Origin of the sequence: Xylanibacter caecicola (assembly GCF_013166515.1) — a bacterium.
GTDB classification, from domain to species: domain Bacteria; phylum Bacteroidota; class Bacteroidia; order Bacteroidales; family Bacteroidaceae; genus Prevotella; species Prevotella caecicola.
In genome coordinates this window covers 1-20788 of the sequence record NZ_JABKKJ010000009.1, presented here as the reverse complement: position 1 = coordinate 20788, position 20788 = coordinate 1, and the positions used below count along the sequence as shown (strand labels likewise).

20 protein-coding genes, 3 tRNA genes and 1 pseudogene are annotated in these 20788 nt (G+C 40.1%); 17 read left to right on the top strand and 7 right to left on the bottom strand.

Features of this window, described 5'->3' with window-relative positions:
* The first annotated feature begins 3 nt into the window (after positions 1–3).
* Genes HPS54_RS06860 through HPS54_RS06825 form a run of 8 tightly spaced genes read left to right on the top strand, consistent with a single transcriptional unit; the run spans position 4 to position 7568 of the window.
* Positions 4–1296, top strand: a complete 1293-nt coding sequence (locus HPS54_RS06860) for a 3-deoxy-D-manno-octulosonic acid transferase (RefSeq protein WP_172344725.1) — start codon at positions 4–6, stop codon at positions 1294–1296.
* Positions 1286–2188, top strand: coding sequence for a lysophospholipid acyltransferase family protein (locus HPS54_RS06855; RefSeq protein WP_172344724.1), 903 nt, complete (start codon positions 1286–1288; stop codon positions 2186–2188). Before HPS54_RS06860 ends, HPS54_RS06855 begins: the two co-directional genes overlap by 11 nt.
* A gap of 16 nt (positions 2189–2204) precedes the next feature.
* Positions 2205–2939, top strand: coding sequence for a 3-deoxy-manno-octulosonate cytidylyltransferase (locus HPS54_RS06850; RefSeq protein ID WP_172344723.1), 735 nt, complete (start codon positions 2205–2207; stop codon positions 2937–2939).
* Between the two features lie 7 nt (positions 2940–2946).
* Positions 2947–4089, top strand: coding sequence for a glycosyltransferase family 4 protein (locus HPS54_RS06845; protein WP_256378095.1), 1143 nt, complete (start codon positions 2947–2949; stop codon positions 4087–4089).
* Positions 4090–4108: 19 nt separating this feature from the next.
* On the top strand, positions 4109–5014 hold the full coding sequence (locus HPS54_RS06840; protein ID WP_172344721.1) for a glycosyltransferase family 2 protein: 906 nt from the start codon (positions 4109–4111) through the stop codon (positions 5012–5014).
* The gene (locus tag HPS54_RS06835; protein ID WP_172344720.1) at positions 4999–5745 is read left to right on the top strand and encodes a glycosyltransferase family 32 protein; all 747 of its coding nucleotides are present in this window, start codon (positions 4999–5001) and stop codon (positions 5743–5745) included. Before HPS54_RS06840 ends, HPS54_RS06835 begins: the two co-directional genes overlap by 16 nt.
* 19 nt (positions 5746–5764) lie before the next feature.
* A complete protein-coding gene (locus tag HPS54_RS06830) occupies positions 5765–6529 on the top strand; it encodes a protein kinase family protein (protein WP_172344719.1) in 765 nt (254 codons plus the stop codon).
* Positions 6530–6554: 25 nt separating this feature from the next.
* On the top strand, positions 6555–7568 hold the full coding sequence (locus tag HPS54_RS06825) for a glycosyltransferase family 9 protein (RefSeq protein WP_172344718.1): 1014 nt from the start codon (positions 6555–6557) through the stop codon (positions 7566–7568).
* A 15-nt stretch (positions 7569–7583) separates the two neighbouring features.
* Here the strand turns inward: HPS54_RS06825 and HPS54_RS06820 are convergent, their stop codons facing one another.
* From HPS54_RS06820 to yihA, 4 genes are all read right to left on the bottom strand, one after another.
* Positions 7584–8180: a formate/nitrite transporter family protein gene (locus HPS54_RS06820; RefSeq protein WP_172344717.1), complete on the bottom strand. Its 597-nt coding sequence runs from the start codon at positions 8178–8180 to the stop codon at positions 7584–7586.
* 104 nt (positions 8181–8284) lie between these two features.
* A complete protein-coding gene (rho, locus tag HPS54_RS06815) occupies positions 8285–10258 on the bottom strand; it encodes a transcription termination factor Rho (RefSeq protein ID WP_172344716.1) in 1974 nt (657 codons plus the stop codon).
* Positions 10259–10406: 148 nt separating this feature from the next.
* A complete protein-coding gene (locus tag HPS54_RS06810; RefSeq protein ID WP_172344715.1) occupies positions 10407–12188 on the bottom strand; it encodes an ABC-F family ATP-binding cassette domain-containing protein in 1782 nt (593 codons plus the stop codon).
* A gap of 13 nt (positions 12189–12201) precedes the next feature.
* The gene (gene yihA, locus HPS54_RS06805) at positions 12202–12798 is read right to left on the bottom strand and encodes a ribosome biogenesis GTP-binding protein YihA/YsxC (RefSeq protein WP_172344714.1); all 597 of its coding nucleotides are present in this window, start codon (positions 12796–12798) and stop codon (positions 12202–12204) included.
* A gap of 79 nt (positions 12799–12877) precedes the next feature.
* Here yihA and recR point away from each other — a divergent pair, with 79 nt between their 5' ends.
* The 8 genes from recR (at position 12878) to HPS54_RS06765 (ending at position 17247) form a co-directional block, all read left to right on the top strand.
* Positions 12878–13498 carry a recombination mediator RecR gene (recR, locus tag HPS54_RS06800; RefSeq protein WP_172344713.1) on the top strand — a complete coding sequence of 207 codons (621 nt, stop codon included), beginning with the start codon at positions 12878–12880 and terminating at the stop codon, positions 13496–13498.
* 94 nt (positions 13499–13592) lie between these two features.
* On the top strand, positions 13593–13955 hold the full coding sequence (locus tag HPS54_RS06795; protein ID WP_172344712.1) for a hypothetical protein: 363 nt from the start codon (positions 13593–13595) through the stop codon (positions 13953–13955).
* Positions 13952–15145, top strand: a complete 1194-nt coding sequence (locus HPS54_RS06790; protein WP_172344711.1) for a glycosyltransferase family 2 protein — start codon at positions 13952–13954, stop codon at positions 15143–15145. Before HPS54_RS06795 ends, HPS54_RS06790 begins: the two co-directional genes overlap by 4 nt.
* Positions 15142–15678, top strand: coding sequence for a GNAT family N-acetyltransferase (locus HPS54_RS06785; RefSeq protein ID WP_172344710.1), 537 nt, complete (start codon positions 15142–15144; stop codon positions 15676–15678). The genes HPS54_RS06790 and HPS54_RS06785 overlap by 4 nt, the downstream gene beginning before the upstream one ends.
* Positions 15679–15740: 62 nt before the next feature.
* Positions 15741–15814: transfer RNA gene (locus HPS54_RS06780), tRNA-Asp, on the top strand.
* A gap of 15 nt (positions 15815–15829) precedes the next feature.
* Positions 15830–15903 (top strand) — tRNA-Asp (locus tag HPS54_RS06775).
* Between the two features lie 178 nt (positions 15904–16081).
* Positions 16082–16456, top strand: coding sequence for a rhodanese-like domain-containing protein (locus HPS54_RS06770; RefSeq protein ID WP_253951959.1), 375 nt, complete (start codon positions 16082–16084; stop codon positions 16454–16456).
* Positions 16457–16485: 29 nt separating this feature from the next.
* The gene (locus tag HPS54_RS06765; protein WP_172344708.1) at positions 16486–17247 is read left to right on the top strand and encodes a YaaA family protein; all 762 of its coding nucleotides are present in this window, start codon (positions 16486–16488) and stop codon (positions 17245–17247) included.
* A gap of 64 nt (positions 17248–17311) precedes the next feature.
* On the opposite strand, the gene HPS54_RS06760 is transcribed toward HPS54_RS06765, so the two are convergent.
* Together HPS54_RS06760 and spt are read right to left on the bottom strand one after the other, a co-directional pair.
* Positions 17312–17385: transfer RNA gene (locus HPS54_RS06760), tRNA-Pro, on the bottom strand.
* 71 nt (positions 17386–17456) lie between these two features.
* Entirely contained in the window at positions 17457–18644 is a 1188-nt protein-coding gene (gene spt / locus HPS54_RS06755; RefSeq protein WP_172344707.1) for a serine palmitoyltransferase, read from the bottom strand.
* Between the two features lie 172 nt (positions 18645–18816).
* On the opposite strand from spt, the gene HPS54_RS06750 reads away from it, so the two are divergent.
* The gene (locus HPS54_RS06750) at positions 18817–19842 is read left to right on the top strand and encodes a diacylglycerol/lipid kinase family protein (protein WP_172344706.1); all 1026 of its coding nucleotides are present in this window, start codon (positions 18817–18819) and stop codon (positions 19840–19842) included.
* An 850-nt stretch (positions 19843–20692) separates the two neighbouring features.
* Here the strand turns inward: HPS54_RS06750 and HPS54_RS06745 are convergent.
* Positions 20693–20788: pseudogene (locus HPS54_RS06745) on the bottom strand (IS4 family transposase); the annotation flags it as partial.

Sequence of the window (20788 nt, the reverse complement as noted above, 5' to 3'; positions counted from 1 at the left end):
GTAATGCTGACCCATTATAAAATATATAACGTATGCATTAAAACCTTTAGCAATATATTAAACTTGTTAAAGAAACGTCAGTCGTGGACAAGATATCATTTTATAAATGACAAGACAAAAGATTTCATTCTATTACGTAACGACAATAAGACTATATTAGAAGCGTCAAAAATAAACAAGACACAACCCGCATATTGGTTTCATGCCTCATCTTTAGGAGAATATGCCGTAATACGTCCATTGATACAGGACATTAAGAAAACACGGAATTGCAAGATAGTGGTAACCTTCTTCTCCACAACAGGATATAAATACATGAAACACAATCGGCAAGACAAGGATTTTATAGACAAAATATTACTTTTACCTATTGATACAGAGAGAAATGCCAGTAATTTTATAAAAGCCTTTCACCCTAAGGCTGCTATATTTGCCGTGTCTGAAATATGGGTTAACTACATAAACAAACTGTCACAGACAAAGACACCTACATTTCTCATTTCTGCCTTAATACAAGATAGTTCCATCTATTTAAAGCCGTATGGAAAAATGCACCGACATACATTGAAATTATTCACAAATGTCTTTGTTACAGACAACAAATCTTTAAACAATCTTACAAGGATAGGCATAAACAATGGAATAAAAGCCGGAAATATTTTATTTAACAATGCAATATCGATAGCAGAAACGCCTTACGAAAATGCGATAATCGAACGATTTTGCCAAGAGACAGAAGGGGTATTCATTGCAGGAAGCATAAGTGACAAAAAAGATCTGAACATAATGTCATATCTTGCCAACCGCAACAAAGATACAAAGTTCATCTTTGTTCCACATGAAATAAGTGAAGAAGGATTGAACGAAATAAGATTTCATCTTGACGGATACTCTATATTATACTCTGAATGTACAACTGAAACAGACTTCACAAGATATCAAACACTTATAATTGACTTTATCGGCTCACTTGCAAAGATATACAGATATTGTAAATGGGCTTACGTTGGTGGTGGGTTCACTAAATACCTGCATAGCGTCGTTGAGCCAGCTGCCTATGGTATTCCTGTTGCCTATGGTCCATGCACGCAAAGACAACCTACAGCCAAACTACTAAAAGAACAAGGAATAGGCATGATTATAAGAAACAAACATGAGCTAAACAAATGGTTCAGGCATCTCAAGGCAAACAGCAGCATATATGAAGAACTGAAACAGGAAACTAAAAAATACACATACGAGAACAGAGTACCAATTAACCAGATTATAAGCATAATAGATACACATGATAAATAGAATATCATACATACTGACATACGCCATGCTATATATAGTAGCATTAATACCTTTAAACATTCTATATATCATCAGCAGTGGTGCACACTTCTTCGTGTGCCATATACTGCGCTATCGTAAAACAACCATTCGTAAAAATCTTACCTATGCTTTTCCTGACAAAACAAAAAAAGAAATAAGAAAAATAGAAAAGAAATTCTATTTGCATATATGCGACCTGTTCGTGGAAACAGTAAAATTGTTGCACATAAGCAATAAAGAAATGAGGAAAAGAGTAAATATATATGGATGTGATATTGTAGAAGACCTTGCAAAACAAGATATACCGATATTCGTATATCTGTCACATTACGGTAATTGGGAATGGGCACAAGAAGTAAAAAAATGTTATATCCGTCCTAAAATAACAGCAGAGATATACCACCATATTGCCAATCCTGTAATAAACCGCATTATGCTGAAGATACGAAGCCGGTGGAACGGCATGCTTTTCTCGCAAAATGAAGCAGTAAGGAATATATTAACGCTGAGAAAGACAGGAAAGTCTTTCCTTATCGGGTTTATTTCAGATCAACGTCCTCACCATGCAGAAGACAACCAATGGATAACATTTCTAAACCAACCAACAGACATGGTCTGTGGGGCAGAAATATTAGGAAAACGATGTAACGCTGCTTTCCTCTATCTTGACATAAATAAAGTGAAAAGAGGACACTATCATATGACTTTTATGCATCTACAGCCTTCGGATGAATGTCGAACACCATATCCTTACACTGAAACATACATGCATAAATTGGAACAGACCGTAAAAGAATGTCCGGAATACTGGTTGTGGTCACATAAACGGTGGGCACATGCAGACAGTATACAAAGAATTATAAAACAATAATAAATATATAAACAACATGAAAGTAATTTGTGTAATACCTGCCCGCGCAGAATCGTCACGTTTTTTTGAAAAGCCATTGTCTTTTATATGCGGAAAACCAATGTTGCAATGGGTGTATGAACATTGTAAGGCATGTACAGAGTTTGAAGAAGTATATGTGGCGACCGATTCTGATAAAATAAAGAAACTTGCAGAAACGTTCGGCGCAAAGGTTGTAATGACAGCCACAAGTCATGAAACCGCCACAGAACGTTTATACGAGGTACATACCAAAGTGGATGCAGACCTTTATGTTATGGTGAACGGTGACGAACCTTTACTAAACCATGATGCCATTATTCAATGTATACCCGATGCCATAGATACTAATAATATATATGTATCTAATCTTATGACAGACTTTGACGATCCTGTAGAGGTTGTAGATGCTACAAATCTAAAAATAGTAACAGCAGAAGACAACCGATGTCTTTTCATATCCCGCAGTCCCATACCATATCCCAAAGGAAACATGGACTACGTGTATCATAAGTTTGTGGGTGTCGGTGCTTTTACAAGAAAAGCCCTTCAGTTTTATCATAATACCCAACGCGGTCCTATCGAAAAGATTGAAGAAAACGACTCCTTCCGTTTCATCGAGAATAATATTCCTATATACTATTACAATTGCCATTGCAAATCATTATCTGTTGATACGCGCAAAGACATCGAGGGAGTGGAAAAATACATGAGAAAAAACGGATTTGTATAACTTGTTTATGAAAATAGGATTTGAAGCAAAGAAAGTCTTTACAAACTCCACAGGTATAGGAAACTATAGCAGACGTTGTATCAACGCCTTGGACATGTATGAAAAGAATATTGAAAGCGTACTTTTTGTTCCCGGACAAGTCAAGTCCGGAATATATCATGATATAAACAAAAACATCAAAATTGTCACACCGGATAAATGGATTAGCCGCAACAGTCTTTTGCGCGAAATCTGGCGATGTTTCTTTTCATGGCATTCAGTACGCTGTGAAAATATAGACATATATCATGGATTAAGCAATGAATTACCTTTTCTTATCAATCATTCAAAATGCAAGACAATTGTCACCATACACGATCTAATATTCATACGTCATCCCGAAACTTACAGCTGGCTATCACGCATGATACTAAATGTAAAAACATATTATGCCTGCAACATATCCGACCATATTATAGCTGTAAGTGATACAACAAAACGGGACATAATAAACTTTTACGGTATCGATGAAAAGAAGATATCCGTTGTATATCAAAGTATATCAGATGTTTTCAGAAAATCTATACAGGAAAGCGAAATCACACGATGCCGTAAGAAGTTTAATTTGCCTGAAAAATACATATTATGCGTCGGAACAATACAAACACGCAAAAACCAAAAAACAATAGTAAAGGCACTGACATTTATTCCGAAGAAAATACACGTCGTATTGGTTGGTAAGCGCACTGAATATCAGAATGAAATTGTCAGCATGGCAAAATCATACCGCATAAGCAACAGACTACATATTATCAATGATTTACCCAACGAATATCTTCCTGCTATATATAGGGCTGCCATTGTTTTTGTGTTGCCGTCAATATTCGAAGGATTTGGCATTCCCGTTACAGAAGCATTAGCATCCGGAACTCCTGTCATAGCAGCCAAGGGTTCATGTCTCGAAGAAGCAGGCGGTCCAAATTCAATATATATTGAACCAAACGATGCTAAAGGTATGGCTGATGCAATACATCAGATATGCAATGACAAAATAAAACGTGATACAATGGTAAGAAAAGGCAAGCAATATTCAATGCGTTTTACAGACAAAACATTAGCTGGTGAATTATGCCGTGTTTACAATAATATAATAAATCATAAACATCAATAACAATAATAATAAAGTCATCATGACTAATATTCATAAAAAAGAGAAGCCTTTATTCTCCATACTTATTCCAAGTTGGAATAATCTGGAATTCCTAAAACTATGCCTTAAAAGCATTGAACGGAATTCATCTTATACACATGAAATACTGATACATGTGAATGACGGCAACGATGGAACACTGGAATGGGTTCGATATAAAGGATATAAGCATACTCATTCAAAAGAGAACATAGGAGTATGCTGGGCTTTAAACGGACTGCGTTCCTTGGTAACCACTGAATATATTGTATATATGAACGATGATATGTATGTTTTGCCAGAATGGGACAACATACTGCTAAAGACGATACAAAATATCGGACATAAATATTTTTATGTCTCAGCATCAATGATTCAACCGAAAGCACACCAGAATCGCAAAATAAGTGTGGGTGTTGCAGATTATGGTCTTACACCAGAAACATTCAGAGAAGAGGACTTGTTGAAACATTATAACGAGGTTTGCATTCCAAACTGGAAAGGCAGTACATCGCCTCCATGTATCGTACATCGTGATATATGGGACATTGTGGGAGGATATAGTGTGGAATTCTCACCTGGAATGGGGTCCGATCCGGACTTTTCCGCAAAATTATGGTTAGCAGGAATACGTGAGTTCAAAGGAATAGGAGCAAGCATGGTTTACCATTTCATGAGCCGCTCTGTAGGCAGAGTAAACAAGAATTGGGGATCACTGCAATTTCTGCGCAAATACGGAATTACCATACGCACCTTTCAAGATGACATTTTGAATATTGATGAGCCAGAAGAATCATCAAAAAGCAAAAGAAACAGGTTGTATATAGACCGATTACGTAGTCGTATCAAATTGTTATACACATATTTCCGTAATGACAAAACAACAAAACTATGGGAACAACTTTAAATTTTAATATTCCCAAGACCATACATTTATGCTGGTTCAGCGATGAGGAATATCCTGAAAAAATACAATTATGTATAAATAGCTGGCAACATATATTGCCCGATTTCCATATACGTCACTGGACAAGAAAAGACGCAATGTCCATAGAATGTCCTTTTGTAGATGAAGCCTTGTCACTAAACAAATGGGCTTTTGCCGCAGATGTGATACGCCTGTACGCCTTATATGAGGAAGGTGGAGTATATCTTGACTCTGACATTCTTATCAAACGACGTTTTGACGAGTTCATCAAAACACCGACAGTATTGTTTCAAGAATACCACGATAATGATGTCAAAAGAAATCCTAAAGGTATGATATCACTAAACGGAACAAACAATATGCCGGGAAAAACAGTTTCAGGAATTGGCATACAGGCAGCTTTTATTATATCTGCTCCACATCAGCCTTTAATAAAAGAATTACTGGACATATACAAACAAAGACATTTCAAGCTGTCAGACGGAAGATTACAACAAGAGCCAATAGCACCTTCTTTGTATGCAATGGCTTTAGAAAAACACGGCTACCGCTACTTGGACAAGAAACAAAATGTGTTAGGAGCAGATATATATCCATCCTGTTTTGTTGCCGGACACAAAAGTGAAGACACAAGAAATGCCTTCGCCATACACCTCGTTGCACACAGTTGGAAAAAGCGTAACTGGTTTTGGCGTATGTTGCATAAATAGACCTCTAAAGATTATTTTCATGAAGAATATTATAATAAATCCACAATATACACATCTTGAACGCTTCATAACAACACTACCCGATATATTTGAAAGACAAGGTGATACAATACAAAACGGGCGTAACCTTATTAAGGTCATAGATGCACCGGACAATACAAGAATAAATATCAAACGCTATCACAAACCGCATGGAATAAATGCCATTGTATATTCTGCAGGCTTACGAAAACCAAAAGGTCTGAGAGCTTACCTGCATGCAAAAATAATCAGAAATCGTGGATTTGAAACTCCTACTGAAATAGCCTATATAGAGGAACGTTCTTTAACCGGTATCATTGGATATACATATTTCGTCAGTCTACAAAGCAAATACCGTCATAAGATGTATGAATGGGGAAACGCGACCAAGGGTACATACGAAGACTTTGCACGTGCCTTCGGTTTATATACGGCACAACTTCATAATGCAAAGATATTGCACCATGACTATACACCGGGCAATATATTATGGGATAAAGACAATAACGGAGAATATCACTTTGCACTTGTCGACACCAACCAAATGAAATTCGGAGATGTAAGATTTTCATGCGGATGTAATAACATCTGCAAATTTTGGGGACCACGACGCTTTATGGAAATTATTGCAGAAGAATATGCACGAGGAAGGAAATTTCCCATAGACAAATGTATTCACAAAGTGATGAACGCACGTACAAAGTTTTGGAAGCGATATAAAAAGAAAAAGTCTGAGAAAATAACATTCAACTTGGATTTTTAAGTATTATACACTTTAAAAGGAAGTCATGAAAAACAAAAATAAAACAATACTCATAATACGCATATCTGCCCTTGGCGACGTAGCAATGACAATACCGGCAATATACAGCCTGGCATTGAACAATCCCGAGATACACATAAAAGTACTGACACGTCCTTTCTTTTCGAAGATTTTCATTAATCGCCCGAAAAATATTTCTTTCATTTTACTCCAAGAAAAGCATAAAGGACTGACCGGAATAACAAGACTTATCAGAGAGCTTCATAAAGAAGATATATCTTATGTGGCAGATTTCCATAATATCCTACTGTCATGGATTATAGATATATCATTCATTCTTAGAGGTATAAAAGTTGCCATTGTCAACAAAAAAAGATTTGAACGATTGTTAATTATAAATAATAAAAACATTAAATCAAGTTCATTTATACAGCGATATGCTGAAACATTATTTAAACTTGATTTAAATGTATTGCCTATAATAGACCGCATTCCAACAAATGGGAACAATCCGAAGCCCCAATGTCTATATTACAAGAATAACGAAAAATGGATAGGCATTGCACCTATGGCAAGATATAAAAACAAAATATATCCTTTAGATTATATGAAAAAAGTAATCCATGAATTGTCTTGTATAAAAGAATTCAAAATATTCTTATTCGGTTCAAAAGAAGACATATTATTACTTACATCATTAAAAAGCAACAAGACAATATGTATAGCCGGAACAATGACTATAGAAGAGGAATTGTCGCTTATGTCACAACTTGACATAATGATATCTATGGATTCTGCCAATATGCATCTTGCATCGCTTGTCGGTACCAAAGTAATATCCATATGGGGAAGCACAACACCCGCATGTGGCTTCTTAGGGTGGCAACAGTCATCTGATAATGCAATATACTCTAATCTTAAATGCCAGCCATGCAGCATTGCCGGAAATGACAATTGCCGTTTTAAAGACTATAGGTGTCTGAATATAAATCCATTAATAATAACAAACTTAATAACACGACTGTTATCAAAAACCTAACACTTATCTGTCTTTTCAAATTCCATTATCTCTTACCACCCACCGATAAAGATTACATCCGACAAAATTACCTATGACCTCAGACACATAAACAACAAGAAGAGACAGGCTGAAAAGCATATCTGACGGAACAAGCATAAAATAAAAAGCATCTGCTATGCTATGAGTAAAGCCACAGAGAATGAAGACCGGAACTCCCAGCAACAAGGGCAACATTTTTCCACTACGCGCAAAATGTACTGCCGTGGTCATGATGAAACCGCATCCTATCGCAAGCAGGAAACAAGGAACGGCACCCTTTTCAAGGCGTGATGATGTAATAGCCATGGCAGGTTCAAGACAATCGGGTTGTGCATAACGTATTACAGATGCAGAAACAAGGCATCCTAAAATATTACCAAGCAGCACAGTAGCAAGCATGCCCCAGTCGCCATGACGGCGTATAAATCCGGCAGTACCTGTATACAGTTTCAGTCCGTAATAGACCACGGTTATAAGACCAAATGCAAACAACACGGCACCGGCAACACCTCCGGTGCGCAGATTGACAACACAACCGATAGATATGCAGATACCTGCCAGAATGGATTTTGGGAAACAATCTTTAAACATCAACTTAATATTTGTATGTTAACTGAAAATCAATGATAAACTGACAATAAAAAAATAAAGGCGCTGCAAGATCTTCAAGCTGCAACGCCTTTTATTCATATTTTCTACGAGTTCATTGTTATAAGAAACTCCTCATTACTGCGTGTCTTCATCATCCTGTCGTGAATGGTATTCATCGCCTCAACAGGATTCATGTCTGCAATATACTTGCGGAGTATCCACATGCGATCGAGAGTTGTCTTATCCTGCAACAGGTCATCGCGACGAGTACTTGAAGCAACAAGATTAACTGCCGGGAATATTCGCTTGTTACTAAGGCTGCGGTCAAGCTGAAGCTCCATGTTACCCGTACCCTTGAACTCCTCAAAGATAACCTCGTCCATCTTACTGCCGGTATCAATCAATGCCGTTGCCACGATTGTCAGCGAGCCTCCGCCTTCAATGTTTCGTGCCGCACCGAAGAAACGTTTTGGCTTTTGCAGCGCATTGGCATCCACACCACCGGTAAGCACCTTGCCGCTTGCAGGCGATACGGTGTTATAGGCACGTGCCAGACGTGTTATGGAATCAAGGAAAATAACTACGTCATGTCCGCACTCTACCATACGCTTGGCTTTTTCAAGTACAATTCCGGCAATCTTCACATGGCGCTCTGCAGGCTCGTCAAACGTTGACGCTATAACCTCGGCATTAACAGTGCGTGCCATATCCGTGACTTCCTCAGGACGTTCGTCTATAAGAAGCATCATGAGATAAGCCTCCGGGTGGTTTGCCGCAATGGCATTTGCTATATCTTTCATCAGCAACGTCTTACCTGTCTTCGGCTGAGCAACAATGAGTGCACGCTGTCCCTTACCTATCGGTGAAAACAAATCGACAACCCTTGTACACATATTCGTTGTAGCAGGATCTCCGCACAGCATGAATTTCTCATCGGGGAACAAAGGTATAAGATGTTCAAAAGGTATGCGGTCACGGACTTCCGAAGGATTGCGACCGTTTATCTTATTAATGCTTGTAAGAGGGAAATATTTCTCTCCGTCATGAGGAGGACGTACCTGGCAACTCACCACGTCGCCGGTCTTCAATCCGTAATGCTTTATCTGTGCAACAGAAACATATACATCGTCCGGAGAAGAAAGATAGTTGTAATCGCTTGAACGTAAAAAGCCGTAACCGTCCGGCATTACCTCGAGTACTCCGTTTGCAGTAATGATGTCTGAGAAATCATACAGAGACGTGTCATTGGCAGGCACGGGCTGTCTGAAAGACATGTTCTGCGGAACGACCGGAGCTGTAGGATTGTCGAATATATCATAGTTGGGCAATGCGGAATGGTCTTCTATCGGAAGGTCTACCACCGGAATAAAATCTGTTCCATCACACGGGTCACCTTCCCACACACTGTCTATTGCAACCTCTCTGCTCTCTTCCTGATTTTCATTGTGTGCATTTACTTTTGCCTGCAGCTGTTCAAGCAAGTCTTTATGTTCATCATTCACATTGCCTGTATTGTTTGCAAACTCGGCTTCGGGTATAACATCTTCAGAAGAAAGTGTATTTTCATTGACGTCAGATGTAGTTACAGGCATTTCCTCAAGCTGCTTCTGCGCCGCTTCTTCTGCCGCTTTCTGAGCAGCAGCCAGCCTTTCGAGAGCAGCCAATTCTGCCTTGGACTTGCGTCCGCGATGCTTTGGGAATACGGGTATGTCTTCCGGTTGCTTCACCTCTTCGGCAATTACATTCTTTTCCTCTACTACATTATCCGCACTTTCTTCTTCCATATCCTTGAACAGTTGTACCGTATCGGCAGAGACTTTGTTCTTTTTAAGGTCAAAGTTCTCTCCATCCTTTCCATTAACAGAATATACACGGTCCGTATCTTTCTTTACAATTCTTGTACGACGACGCTTTGCTGAAAGCGGATTTTTGTTGCTTTCAACTTCAGCCTGCTTGTCTAAGATTGAGTAAATAATGTCTTCCTGATTATCTTTTGAACTGACTTTAATACCAAGTTCAACCGCAATATCTTCCAATGCGGCAATATCTTTTGATAGTAATTCGTCTTTGCTATACATATAGTGTATGAAATTGTTTTTGATTAGAACTATGTTTCGGATGAAACATATATAAATTGGGTTTCTTAAAAATCGTGTGCAAAGATAAGGAAATCTATTTATATATGCGGCTATCAGACCTGAAAACCGCATATACTTTAACTTCTTTTTACATTTTCAATTCAGATAGTTCGAGCCAGCGCATTGTTTTCTCGTCGAGTTCGTCCTTAAGCACCGGAAGGCGTTTGCTCTTTTCTGTAAGTTCTTCAACCGACAGAGTTCCACTGCATAAGTCTTCTTCAAGTTTTCTCTGCTCTTCTTCAAGCATCATTATATCTTTCTCAAGCTGCACAAACTCGTATTTCTCCTTAAACGTCATACGTTGTCTGGATGTATTGCCGCTTTTCTCCTTCTTCTTTTCATCCTTTACCTTTGGCGCGGTAGTAACCGAAGATTCCATACTGCTCCACTCTCTGTATTGCGTATAGTTGCCGGGAAAGTCCTTTATTTCTCCCCCACCCTTGAATACAAGAAGATGATCAACTACCTTGTCCATGAAATAGCGGTCGTGACTTACTATTATCACACAACCCGGAAAGTCGGAAAGATACTCTTCAAGTATCTGTAACGTCTGTATATCCAAATCGTTTGTCGGCTCATCAAGTACAAGGAAGTTGGGGTCTTTCATCAAAACCGTACAAAGATACAGTTTTCTCTTTTCGCCACCGCTGAGTTTATACACATAATTATGCTGCTGCTCGGGTGTAAACAGGAAATACTGCAAGAACTGAGATGCCGACAAGTGTTTCCCTTTACCTATATTAATATACTCGGCTATATCGGTTATCACATCTATCACTTTCTGCTGCTCGTCAAACTTCAGTCCTTCTTGTGAGAAATAGCCAAAACGTACGGTATCGCCTATATCAAACTTTCCGCTGTCAGGATGTTCCAATCCGAGCAACAGTTTTATGAACGTGGACTTGCCGGTACCGTTATTGCCAACGATGCCCATTTTCTCATAACGCGCAAAATTGTAATAAAAGTCCTTTAGAATAACATTGTCCGGTGTCCATGCCTTTGTAACATACTGGCACTCGAATATCTTACTTCCTATATATACATTATTGGACTTCAGCCTTACCTGCCTCTCTTCGATACGGCGCTTCGCAACCTTTTCCAATTCATAAAAGGCATCTTCCCTATAACGTGCCTTATGACCTCGTGCCTGAGGCATGCGCCTCATCCAGTCGAGTTCTTTCCTATATAGGTTGTTTGCACGCTGTATCTCGGCACGCGTGTTATTGATGCGTTCCTGACGCTTTTCCAAATAATAAGCATAATTGCCGCGATAGGTATATATGGACTTATCATCAAGTTCCAATATGACACTGCATATCCTGTCAAGAAAGAAACGATCGTGCGTAACCATTAACAATGTCTTGTTACCACGGTTAAGATATCCTTCCAACCACTCTATCATGTCAAGGTCAAGGTGGTTTGTAGGCTCATCGAGTATAAGCAAGTCCGGTTCTGTCAGCAACACATTAGCCAAAGCCACACGCTTAAGCTGTCCTCCGCTTAGTTCACCTATTGTCTGGTTCAGATCACGTATCTTCAACCGTGTCAATATCTGCTTGGCACGCAACAGTGCTTCGTCCGAGCCTTTATGGTTAAAGCAGGCATCAAGAACGGTGTCGTTTTCGTTAAACACAGGCGACTGTTCCAAGAATCCGACTTTAAGGTCGCGGCGGTATATAATATTGCCGGAGTCATATGCTTCCTTTCCTGTTAAAATAGAAAGAAGTGTTGACTTGCCTGTACCGTTCTTTGCAATAAGCCCCACCTTCTGCCCTTCGGCAATGCTGAACGAGATATTGTCAAACAACACCTGTGCACCGAAAGACTTTGTCAAGCATTGGACGTCTAAGTATGGAATCTGACCGGACATTATATATAATGTTTTATAGTTTCTTGTTTATCTGCTCTATATAATCAAGTATCTCGTCGCGCCCTATACACTTTTCGCTGCTCGTAACAAAATAAGGCGGAAGTTCTTCCCACGTCTCTTTCAACTTCTCAAGGTATGAATTTACATTGGAACTTATCTTTGAAGCTGTAAGTTTGTCTGCCTTTGTAAACACTATTGAAAAAGGTATGTTGCTTTGTCCGAGCCAGTCGATAAATTCAACGTCTATCTTCTGAGGCTCATGGCGTATGTCTATAAGCACGAAAACATTTATCAGCTGTTCCCTTTGAAGTATATACGACATTATCATCTGCTGAAGTTTCTGCTGTACAGACTTTGAGCGACGGGCATATCCATAACCGGGAAGGTCTACAAGATACCACTCCTTATTTATTATAAAATGATTTATAAGCAATGTTTTGCCAGGAGTAGCGGATGTCTTTGCCAACCCCTTATGATTGCAAAGCATATTTATAAGACTTGATTTACCAACATTGCTTCTTCCGATAAAAGCATATTCTGGTTTATTATCATCAGGACATTTGCTGACAACGGGGCTGCTGACAACAAATTCAGAATTCTTTATTTCCATAAAATAATACCGTATTTTTGCTACAAAAGTAGCGAATTTATCTGAAAAACATGTACCTTTGCCGAACAAAAAGAGCCTTATGAACCTTCAATATCCGTCCCGATTATTAGAAAAAGCCGTAAACGAATTCTCAAAGTTGCCCGGCATAGGCAGCAAAACATCGCTCAGGCTGATGCTTCATCTGCTGCGTCAGGACATGAACAGCGTGGAACAGCTCTCGCAGGCAATATACAATCTGAGGCACGACATAAAATATTGCAACACATGTCACAACATAAGCGATACGGACATCTGCCCTATCTGCTCCGACATACGCCGCGACAGAACCGTAATATGCGTCGTTGAGAACATACAGGATATCATGGCGATAGAAAACACGCGGCAATACAACGGGCTTTATCATGTGCTTGGCGGCATTATATCGCCCATGGACGGAATAGGACCAAGCGACATAGAGATTGAATCACTGACCGAAAGGGTCGGAAACGACAGCGAAATAAAAGAAATAATATTGGCTCTAAGCCCTACGATGGAAGGTGACACCACCGGCTTCTATATTTCAAGAAAACTGTCACAGTTTAATGTCCGGCTAAGCGTCATAGCAAGGGGAATATCTATAGGCAACGAACTTGAATATACAGACGAGGTTACACTCGGACGATCTATAATAAACAGAACTCCTTTTGAGCATAAGCAATAGCACACAGCATTTAAGAAATATGGACAATAATATCATAAGTACAAGAAAAATCCTCTTCACTGAATTTCTTTTTTTTATATCCGCTTCAATCATAATGATTGTATTATACGAAAGTGATATCATACTGAGCGGTGCGTTGTCGGTCAATAAAAGTTCCGAGTTTGTGATCCTGACAACAATGGAGTTGCTTACACTACTCCTAATCCCACTGTCACTCAAGCTCCTGAAGATTAAGTTCGTGAAGAAAAGCATTGCAAACCGCCCGCAAACCAACCTTCTAAAATGGAGTATGCTGCGACTTTTTCTCATAGGCTTACCAATGACCGTAAACGTATTATTATATTATTCATATATGAATGTGGCGTTCGGATATATGGCGATAATCGGACTTTTAAGCATGTTCTTCATATATCCGAGTAAGGAAAGATTTACCAACGAAAGTACGGAGGGGAAATGAAACTCACGGTAATAATTGTCAGCTACAACGTAAAGCATTATATCGAACAGTGTCTTGACAGTCTCTATCGCGCTCTTCAAGGCATTGAAGCTGAAATATATGTTGTGGACAACTATTCCAAAGACAATTCTGTGGAATATCTGCAACAACGGTTTACCGACGTAAAGTTCATTGCATGCAACCACAATCTGGGATTTGCACGTGCCAACAACCTTGCCATAAACCGCACGGAAAGCGACTACATACTGTTGTTAAATCCGGATACAATTGTTGGAGAAAACGTTATAAAAGACTCACTGGCATTTATGGACAGCCATGATGAGGCCGGCGGACTTGGAGTACAGATGCTCAAATGCAACGGAGAAAAAGCATTGGAAAGCAGAAGAGGGCTTCCCACACCTCTCACCGCATTCTACAAGATGTGCGGACTGTGTGCAAAATATCCCAAAAACAAAAAGTTCGGAAAGTATTACATGGGCTATTTGCCGTGGGACGAGCAGGGACAAATAGAAGTGATAAGCGGAGCTTATTGTTTCTTAAGACGTGAAGCCGTCAAACAGGCGGGAGCACTCGACGAAGATTTCTTCATGTATGGAGAAGACATCGATTTGTCATACAGAATATTGAAAAAAGGATATACCAACTGGTATCTGCCGATAAAGATACTACATTATAAAGGTGAGAGCACCCAAAAGTCATCTTTCAGATATGTACATGTCTTCTATGATGCCATGCTCATTTTCTTTAAGAAACACTATGGAAATGTAGCCTCATGGATAAGCGTTCCGATAAAGCTGGCTATCTATTTCAAGGCGGCATGCGCATTGCTGGGAATGATATTCGGTCGCATACACAAAGTTCTCGGATTTTCACACAATGACAACAAGGATATCGAATATTTATTCCTGGTATCAGAAAAATCAAAGGAACTGTGTTGCAATCTGGCACACAAAAAGGGATTGAATTTCAAGATCAAGGAATGCGACGAGATGTCAAATCCCAAAGGACATCTTACATTAATGCACAAAATAAACAAAAAGGTATGCACATACGTTGTATATGATGTAAACGCTTTCAGATATGAGACAATTCTGAATATATTCTCCCAATGTCCCCAACAGAACATACTGATGGGAACATTCAACGCAAACAGCCGCACGATAATAACCAATCAGGAAATATTAAAATGAGCAGCAATGACATATTGCCCGACATCAGACTTCGGGCTATAGAACCTGAAGATCTCGACCTTCTGTATAAAATAGAAAACGACGAGATGCTGTGGGATGTGGGAGTAAACAATATATACTATTCACGCTACATTCTCCATGAATACATTGCAAATGCAAAAGGCGACATATATACAGACAGACAAGCAAGACTGATCATTGAAAACGACAGTCATGACGTTGTAGGCATTGTTGATATTGTAGATTTCGACCCACGACACCTGCGGGCAGAAATAGGTATTGTGATACAAAACAGATACAGGCACATGGGATATGCCAAAGCCGCAATACAGCACATCATCAAATATACAAAGAATATATTACACCTTCATCAGCTCTATGCTTACATAAATTCCGACAATACCAACTCTATCAAGATGTTCAATAATGCCGGATTTACACAATCTGCCGAACTCAAAGACTGGTTATACGACGGTTCAAAGCACCATAATGCGGTCATAATGCAATATTTTATCAAAAAAAACAAGATATAGTTTGTACAATACAAAAAATATTCATACCTTTGCAACCGCAAATGAGGCACAAGAGTTAAGAAGGTGTGTTAGTTCAGCTGGTTAGAATGCCTGCCTGTCACGCAGGAGGTCACGGGTTCGAGTCCCGTACATACCGCAGAAAAGCCTCAAAGGTGCGTTAGTTCAGCTGGTTAGAATGCCTGCCTGTCACGCAGGAGGTCACGGGTTCGAGTCCCGTACGCACCGCGGAAATTTGTGAAAGTCCTGAAGTTTTATACTTTAGGACTTTTCCTTTTTCTATAGCAATTGTGATAAACAACAGCCAGAAAGAACGTGCAAGATAATGATAAAGTAAATAATAGCATCTACAGATTAATATATACGTTTAATTTTGAACATCTACTTAATGATAAAATTACGCATAATGGGAATTATCACTATGTTGTGCAGCCTGCTTGGGTGTACCGCACAGACAAAAGGTTTTGAAAGTATCGGGGCTGAAAAGTTTGAACAGATAATCGCCGATACGGCAAAAGTTATAAGACTTGATGTACGTACAGCAGAAGAATATGCCGAAGGACACATCGACGGAGCTATGAATATCGATGTCCTAAAGGACGACTTTAAGGACAATGCTATTACAAGACTGCCTAAAGACAAGACAATAGCCGTATATTGCCGCAGTGGGAAACGCAGCAAGAAAGCCGCCGGCATTCTTGCAAAGCAGGGGTTCAACGTCATTGAACTTGACTGCGGATACATTGGATGGACAAAGGCAGACAAGCCCGTGACAAGATAACGCAGGCTTTTCTTAAAAATATTTACAACATGCAGATATTACTTGCCAATGCAAAAATAATGTTTGACAAGTCTGCAACAATGCCGAAGACTGTCCCTATATTTCAGAAAACGGCAGAGTTGCTGGCACACGAAATGTCATTGATGGACATTGATTATGCCGCACAACAGCTTGGATGTAACAGAAAGCTGGCAGCAAAGAACATTTTGCGCTATCACAACTTTCTCTCGGCGTGCCGCATGCCGGCAATAATGGCATACAACGGACAGGCATACAAACACCTGAAAGCAGAGACTTTAAATAAAGACTCTTTGGATTTTGCCAGGAATCACCTTTGGATAACGTGTTTTCTATACGGCATTCTGCGCCCTTTGGACGGCATCGTGCCGTACAGAATGGAACATAACGTAAGGCTCGACATTACAGGCAATAAGCCCATATACCAATATTGGAAAGACAAACTGACAGACATACTCATAGACAGCGTGAAGACAGACGACAACACACTGCTGCATCTATCAACGGCAGAATACGAACATCTTTTCGACTGGCAACGCGTATGCCGCGAAGTAAATGTCATCCAGCCGATGTTCTACATACGAAAGGGCAACGAATTAAAGGTGCAGGCTGTATGGTCCAAAACCTGCCGTGGAGCAATGACGCGCTTCATACTTGAAAATAAAATCACAGATGCCGACAGTCTGTATGCTTTCTCATACAAAGGATTTGAGTACGATCCGCATATTGGCGAGCCCGCTTTTCCGCATTTCATACGAAATGATGAAATGTAGCACACACTATATCGTCAAATAAAAAGTGCAACGCTTTCAACGTTGCACTTTATTTTTTGTTGCGTCGGGGCGACAGGATTCGAACCTGCGACCACCTGGTCCCAAACCAGGCGCGCTACCGGACTGCGCTACACCCCGCTGCAAACCCATTTTCGATTTGCGAGTGCAAAGGTAACATGTTTTTTTTACACCTGCAAATTTTAAATATACTATTTTATTATGCCTTGCTCTACAAAGACTTTCTTCAAAGCCTGCACTCCACGCTCAACCTGCTCCTCAGTATGTGTTGCCATAAGCGCAAACCTCACCAGTGTGTCCTGAGGCGCACACGCAGGAGGTATCACCGGATTAATGAACACGCCTGCATCGAAAGCCATCTTTGTCACGACAAATGTCTTGTCTACATCACGTACATAAAGAGGGATTATCGGGCTTTCCGTCTCACCTATTTCAAAACCTTCCTCACGGAAACGCGTCAAGGCATAATTTGTCACACGCCACAGTTTCTCCATTCTCTCAGGTTCACGGCGTATGATATGCAGCGCCTCCATGGCTGCGGCAGTGGCTGCCGGTGTATTTGAAGCACTGAATATATATGTACGGCACGTATGTCGCAGATAGTTTATCGTATCCTTGTCGCCGGCTATAAAGCCTCCGATACTTGCGAGACTCTTTGAAAATGTTCCCATAATAAGGTCTACATCATCCGTAACTCCGAAATGATCGCAAACGCCACGTCCCTCTTTTCCGAAGACTCCCAGTCCGTGAGCCTCGTCAACCAATATGGAAGCGTTGTATTTCTTTTTAAGACGCACGATTTCAGGCAGATTTGCGAGATCGCCTTCCATTGAGAACACACCGTCTACAACAATAAGCTTTATTGCCTCCGGACGGCATTTCTTAAGCTGCTCCTCCAGATCAGCCATATCATTATGCTTATATTTCAAGCATGTTGCAAATGAAAGACGGCGTCCGTCCACGATACTTGCATGGTCGCGGTCATCGCAAATGATATAGTCTGCACGACCACAGACAACGGATATGACGCCGGAGTTTACAGTAAAACCTGTTGAAAAGCACAGTGCATCGTCCTTATGCTCAAACTCGGCAAGTTCCTTTTCCAACTTGACATGTATGTCGAGCGTTCCATTAAGGAAGCGGCTTCCGGCACATCCCGTACCATATTGGTCTATGGCTTTCTTTGCTGCCGCCTCCACACGCGGATCTCCTGTCAATCCAGTATATGCATTAGAGCCGAACATAAGAACCTTACGTCCGTCCATCAGAACCTCTGTTCCCTGTTTTCCGGTTATCTCACGGAAATAACAATACACGCCAGCATCCATGAATTTCTGTGGCTCACGGTATTTCTTGTATCTTTCTTGTAATAGTCCCATTATATATAATTGATATATATTATAACCTTTATAAATGTTATGAGTTGCAAAAATACGAAAAATGTATAAAACTATGTATATTTTTTATAGAAAAGTGTATCCTGTACAAAATTATTACCCTTGTCATGTGGTTTTATTAGCCATATTTAGTACTTTTGCACGTAATCATTTTATGAAGAAGAACATCCTTTTTATAATGAATCCAATCTCGGGAACGGCAAGAAAAGCCGGCATTCCCGGATTGATAGAAGAGCGTCTGGATAAAGAGAAATTCGATTATTCGGTCGTCAATACGATGTATGCCGGTCATGCAACGGAAATAGCAAAGGAAGCAAAAGAAAAAGGTACGGACATTGTAGTGGCTGTCGGGGGCGATGGAACAGTGAACGAGGTTGCACGGTCTATTGTCCAGTCGGGCACCGCGCTTGGCATAATACCATGCGGTTCGGGCAACGGACTGGCACGCCACCTTATGCTGCCTATGGATATAGGAAAAGCAATAAACTTGATTAACCGTTGCGAAATACACAGTCTCGACTACGGAATAATTAACGACAATCCGTTTTTCTGTACATGCGGAATGGGATTCGATGCTTTTATAAGCATGAAGTTTTCCGAAGCCGGCAAGCGGGGTCCCGTTACATATATAGAAAACGTTCTTCGCGAGGGGCTTAAATACCGTCCTGAGACATACGAAGTGCACGACGAGAACGGCACACACATACACAAGGCATTCCTTATATCGTGCGCCAATGCCTCACAATATGGGAACAATGCCTATATTGCACCGCAAGCGTCCATGAGCGACGGACTTCTTGATGTGATAATCATGGAACCGTTCGACGTACTCGATGCTCCGCAGATAAGCATCGACATATTCAACAAAACGCTTGACAAGAACTCGAAAATAAAGACATTCCGGACAAAGAAGCTGCACATACGGCGCGACAGACCGGGACTTATACATTACGACGGCGACCCGACTATGACAGGTGAAGATGTCGACATATCGCTTATCGGAAAAGGTATTAAAGTGATTGTAAATCCGTGTGCCGACAAGACAAAAAGACAACCCAACATGATGCAGAATGCTTTCAGCGACCTTTTCAACGACCTGCATTCCATACGCATGAACCTTACGAAACAGAGCAGGCACATACAGGCACTTAACCAGTATCTGCTCAACAAGATAAAATAGGTTTCACAATAACGGCACAGAGAGATTTGTCAAGCCAAAGTATGCCACTTTGGCTTGCAAAGTGCGTAACATCACGCTGCAAAGTGCGTAGGTTTACAGGGCAAAATGCGTAGGTTTACGATGTTAAGTGGCGCACTTTATAAGGCAAGAGGGCGGTTTGTAATACAAATCATCTACCTGATTTCAATTCAACTCGTAGGGCTGTACCCCGGTGCAGCCGCCCAATAACATGCCTACAAACGGAATTTCGGCTGCACCATGGTACAGCCCTACTCTCAACAGGCGTCTGCATCACCAAATTTTTATTGGCTTTCCCTATTATGAATTATAAATTATCAATTGTAAATTATAAATTGAATTCTCCTTTCTTTTTGCTTTTTCACAACCCCTAAATACTGCGATGTTCCGGAAAAAGAAAGCATCTAAAGCTAAAAAACGCCAAAAATCGTGTGCAGACATAACATATTTGATATCAATATATTACATCCAAAAGAAAGAAAGTGTGCATCGTTTGGAATTATAAAGTTGCCTGATTACTATGCGAAAGTTGCCTAATTACGTTCCAAAAGCAGCCCTTTTACCCTGCTAAATGCGGCATTTATGACCCTAAAAGCACGCATTTTACTCTCTTTTGCACGTGATATTGGGGAGAAAAGCACGTCTGTTTGTCACAAGAAGCATGTCTTTTCATCATCCGCGATTGCTCTTAACAACTTTTAATACGTAGAACACAACATTCTGACGACAGTTTTGAAATGACAAAATGACAGGCAAATGCGATTTTTAATTGACAAGTAATAATTTATAAACTACAATGTATCACTAGTGTCCCATTAAAATTGGGACGTTGTTAAAAATCAAATAAACTTGGTCCATCAGGTCCAAATCGTTCTTTGTCATTTTGAAATTTAGTTTTGTCAAAGAGGTCTCGAAGAGGCGTTTTATC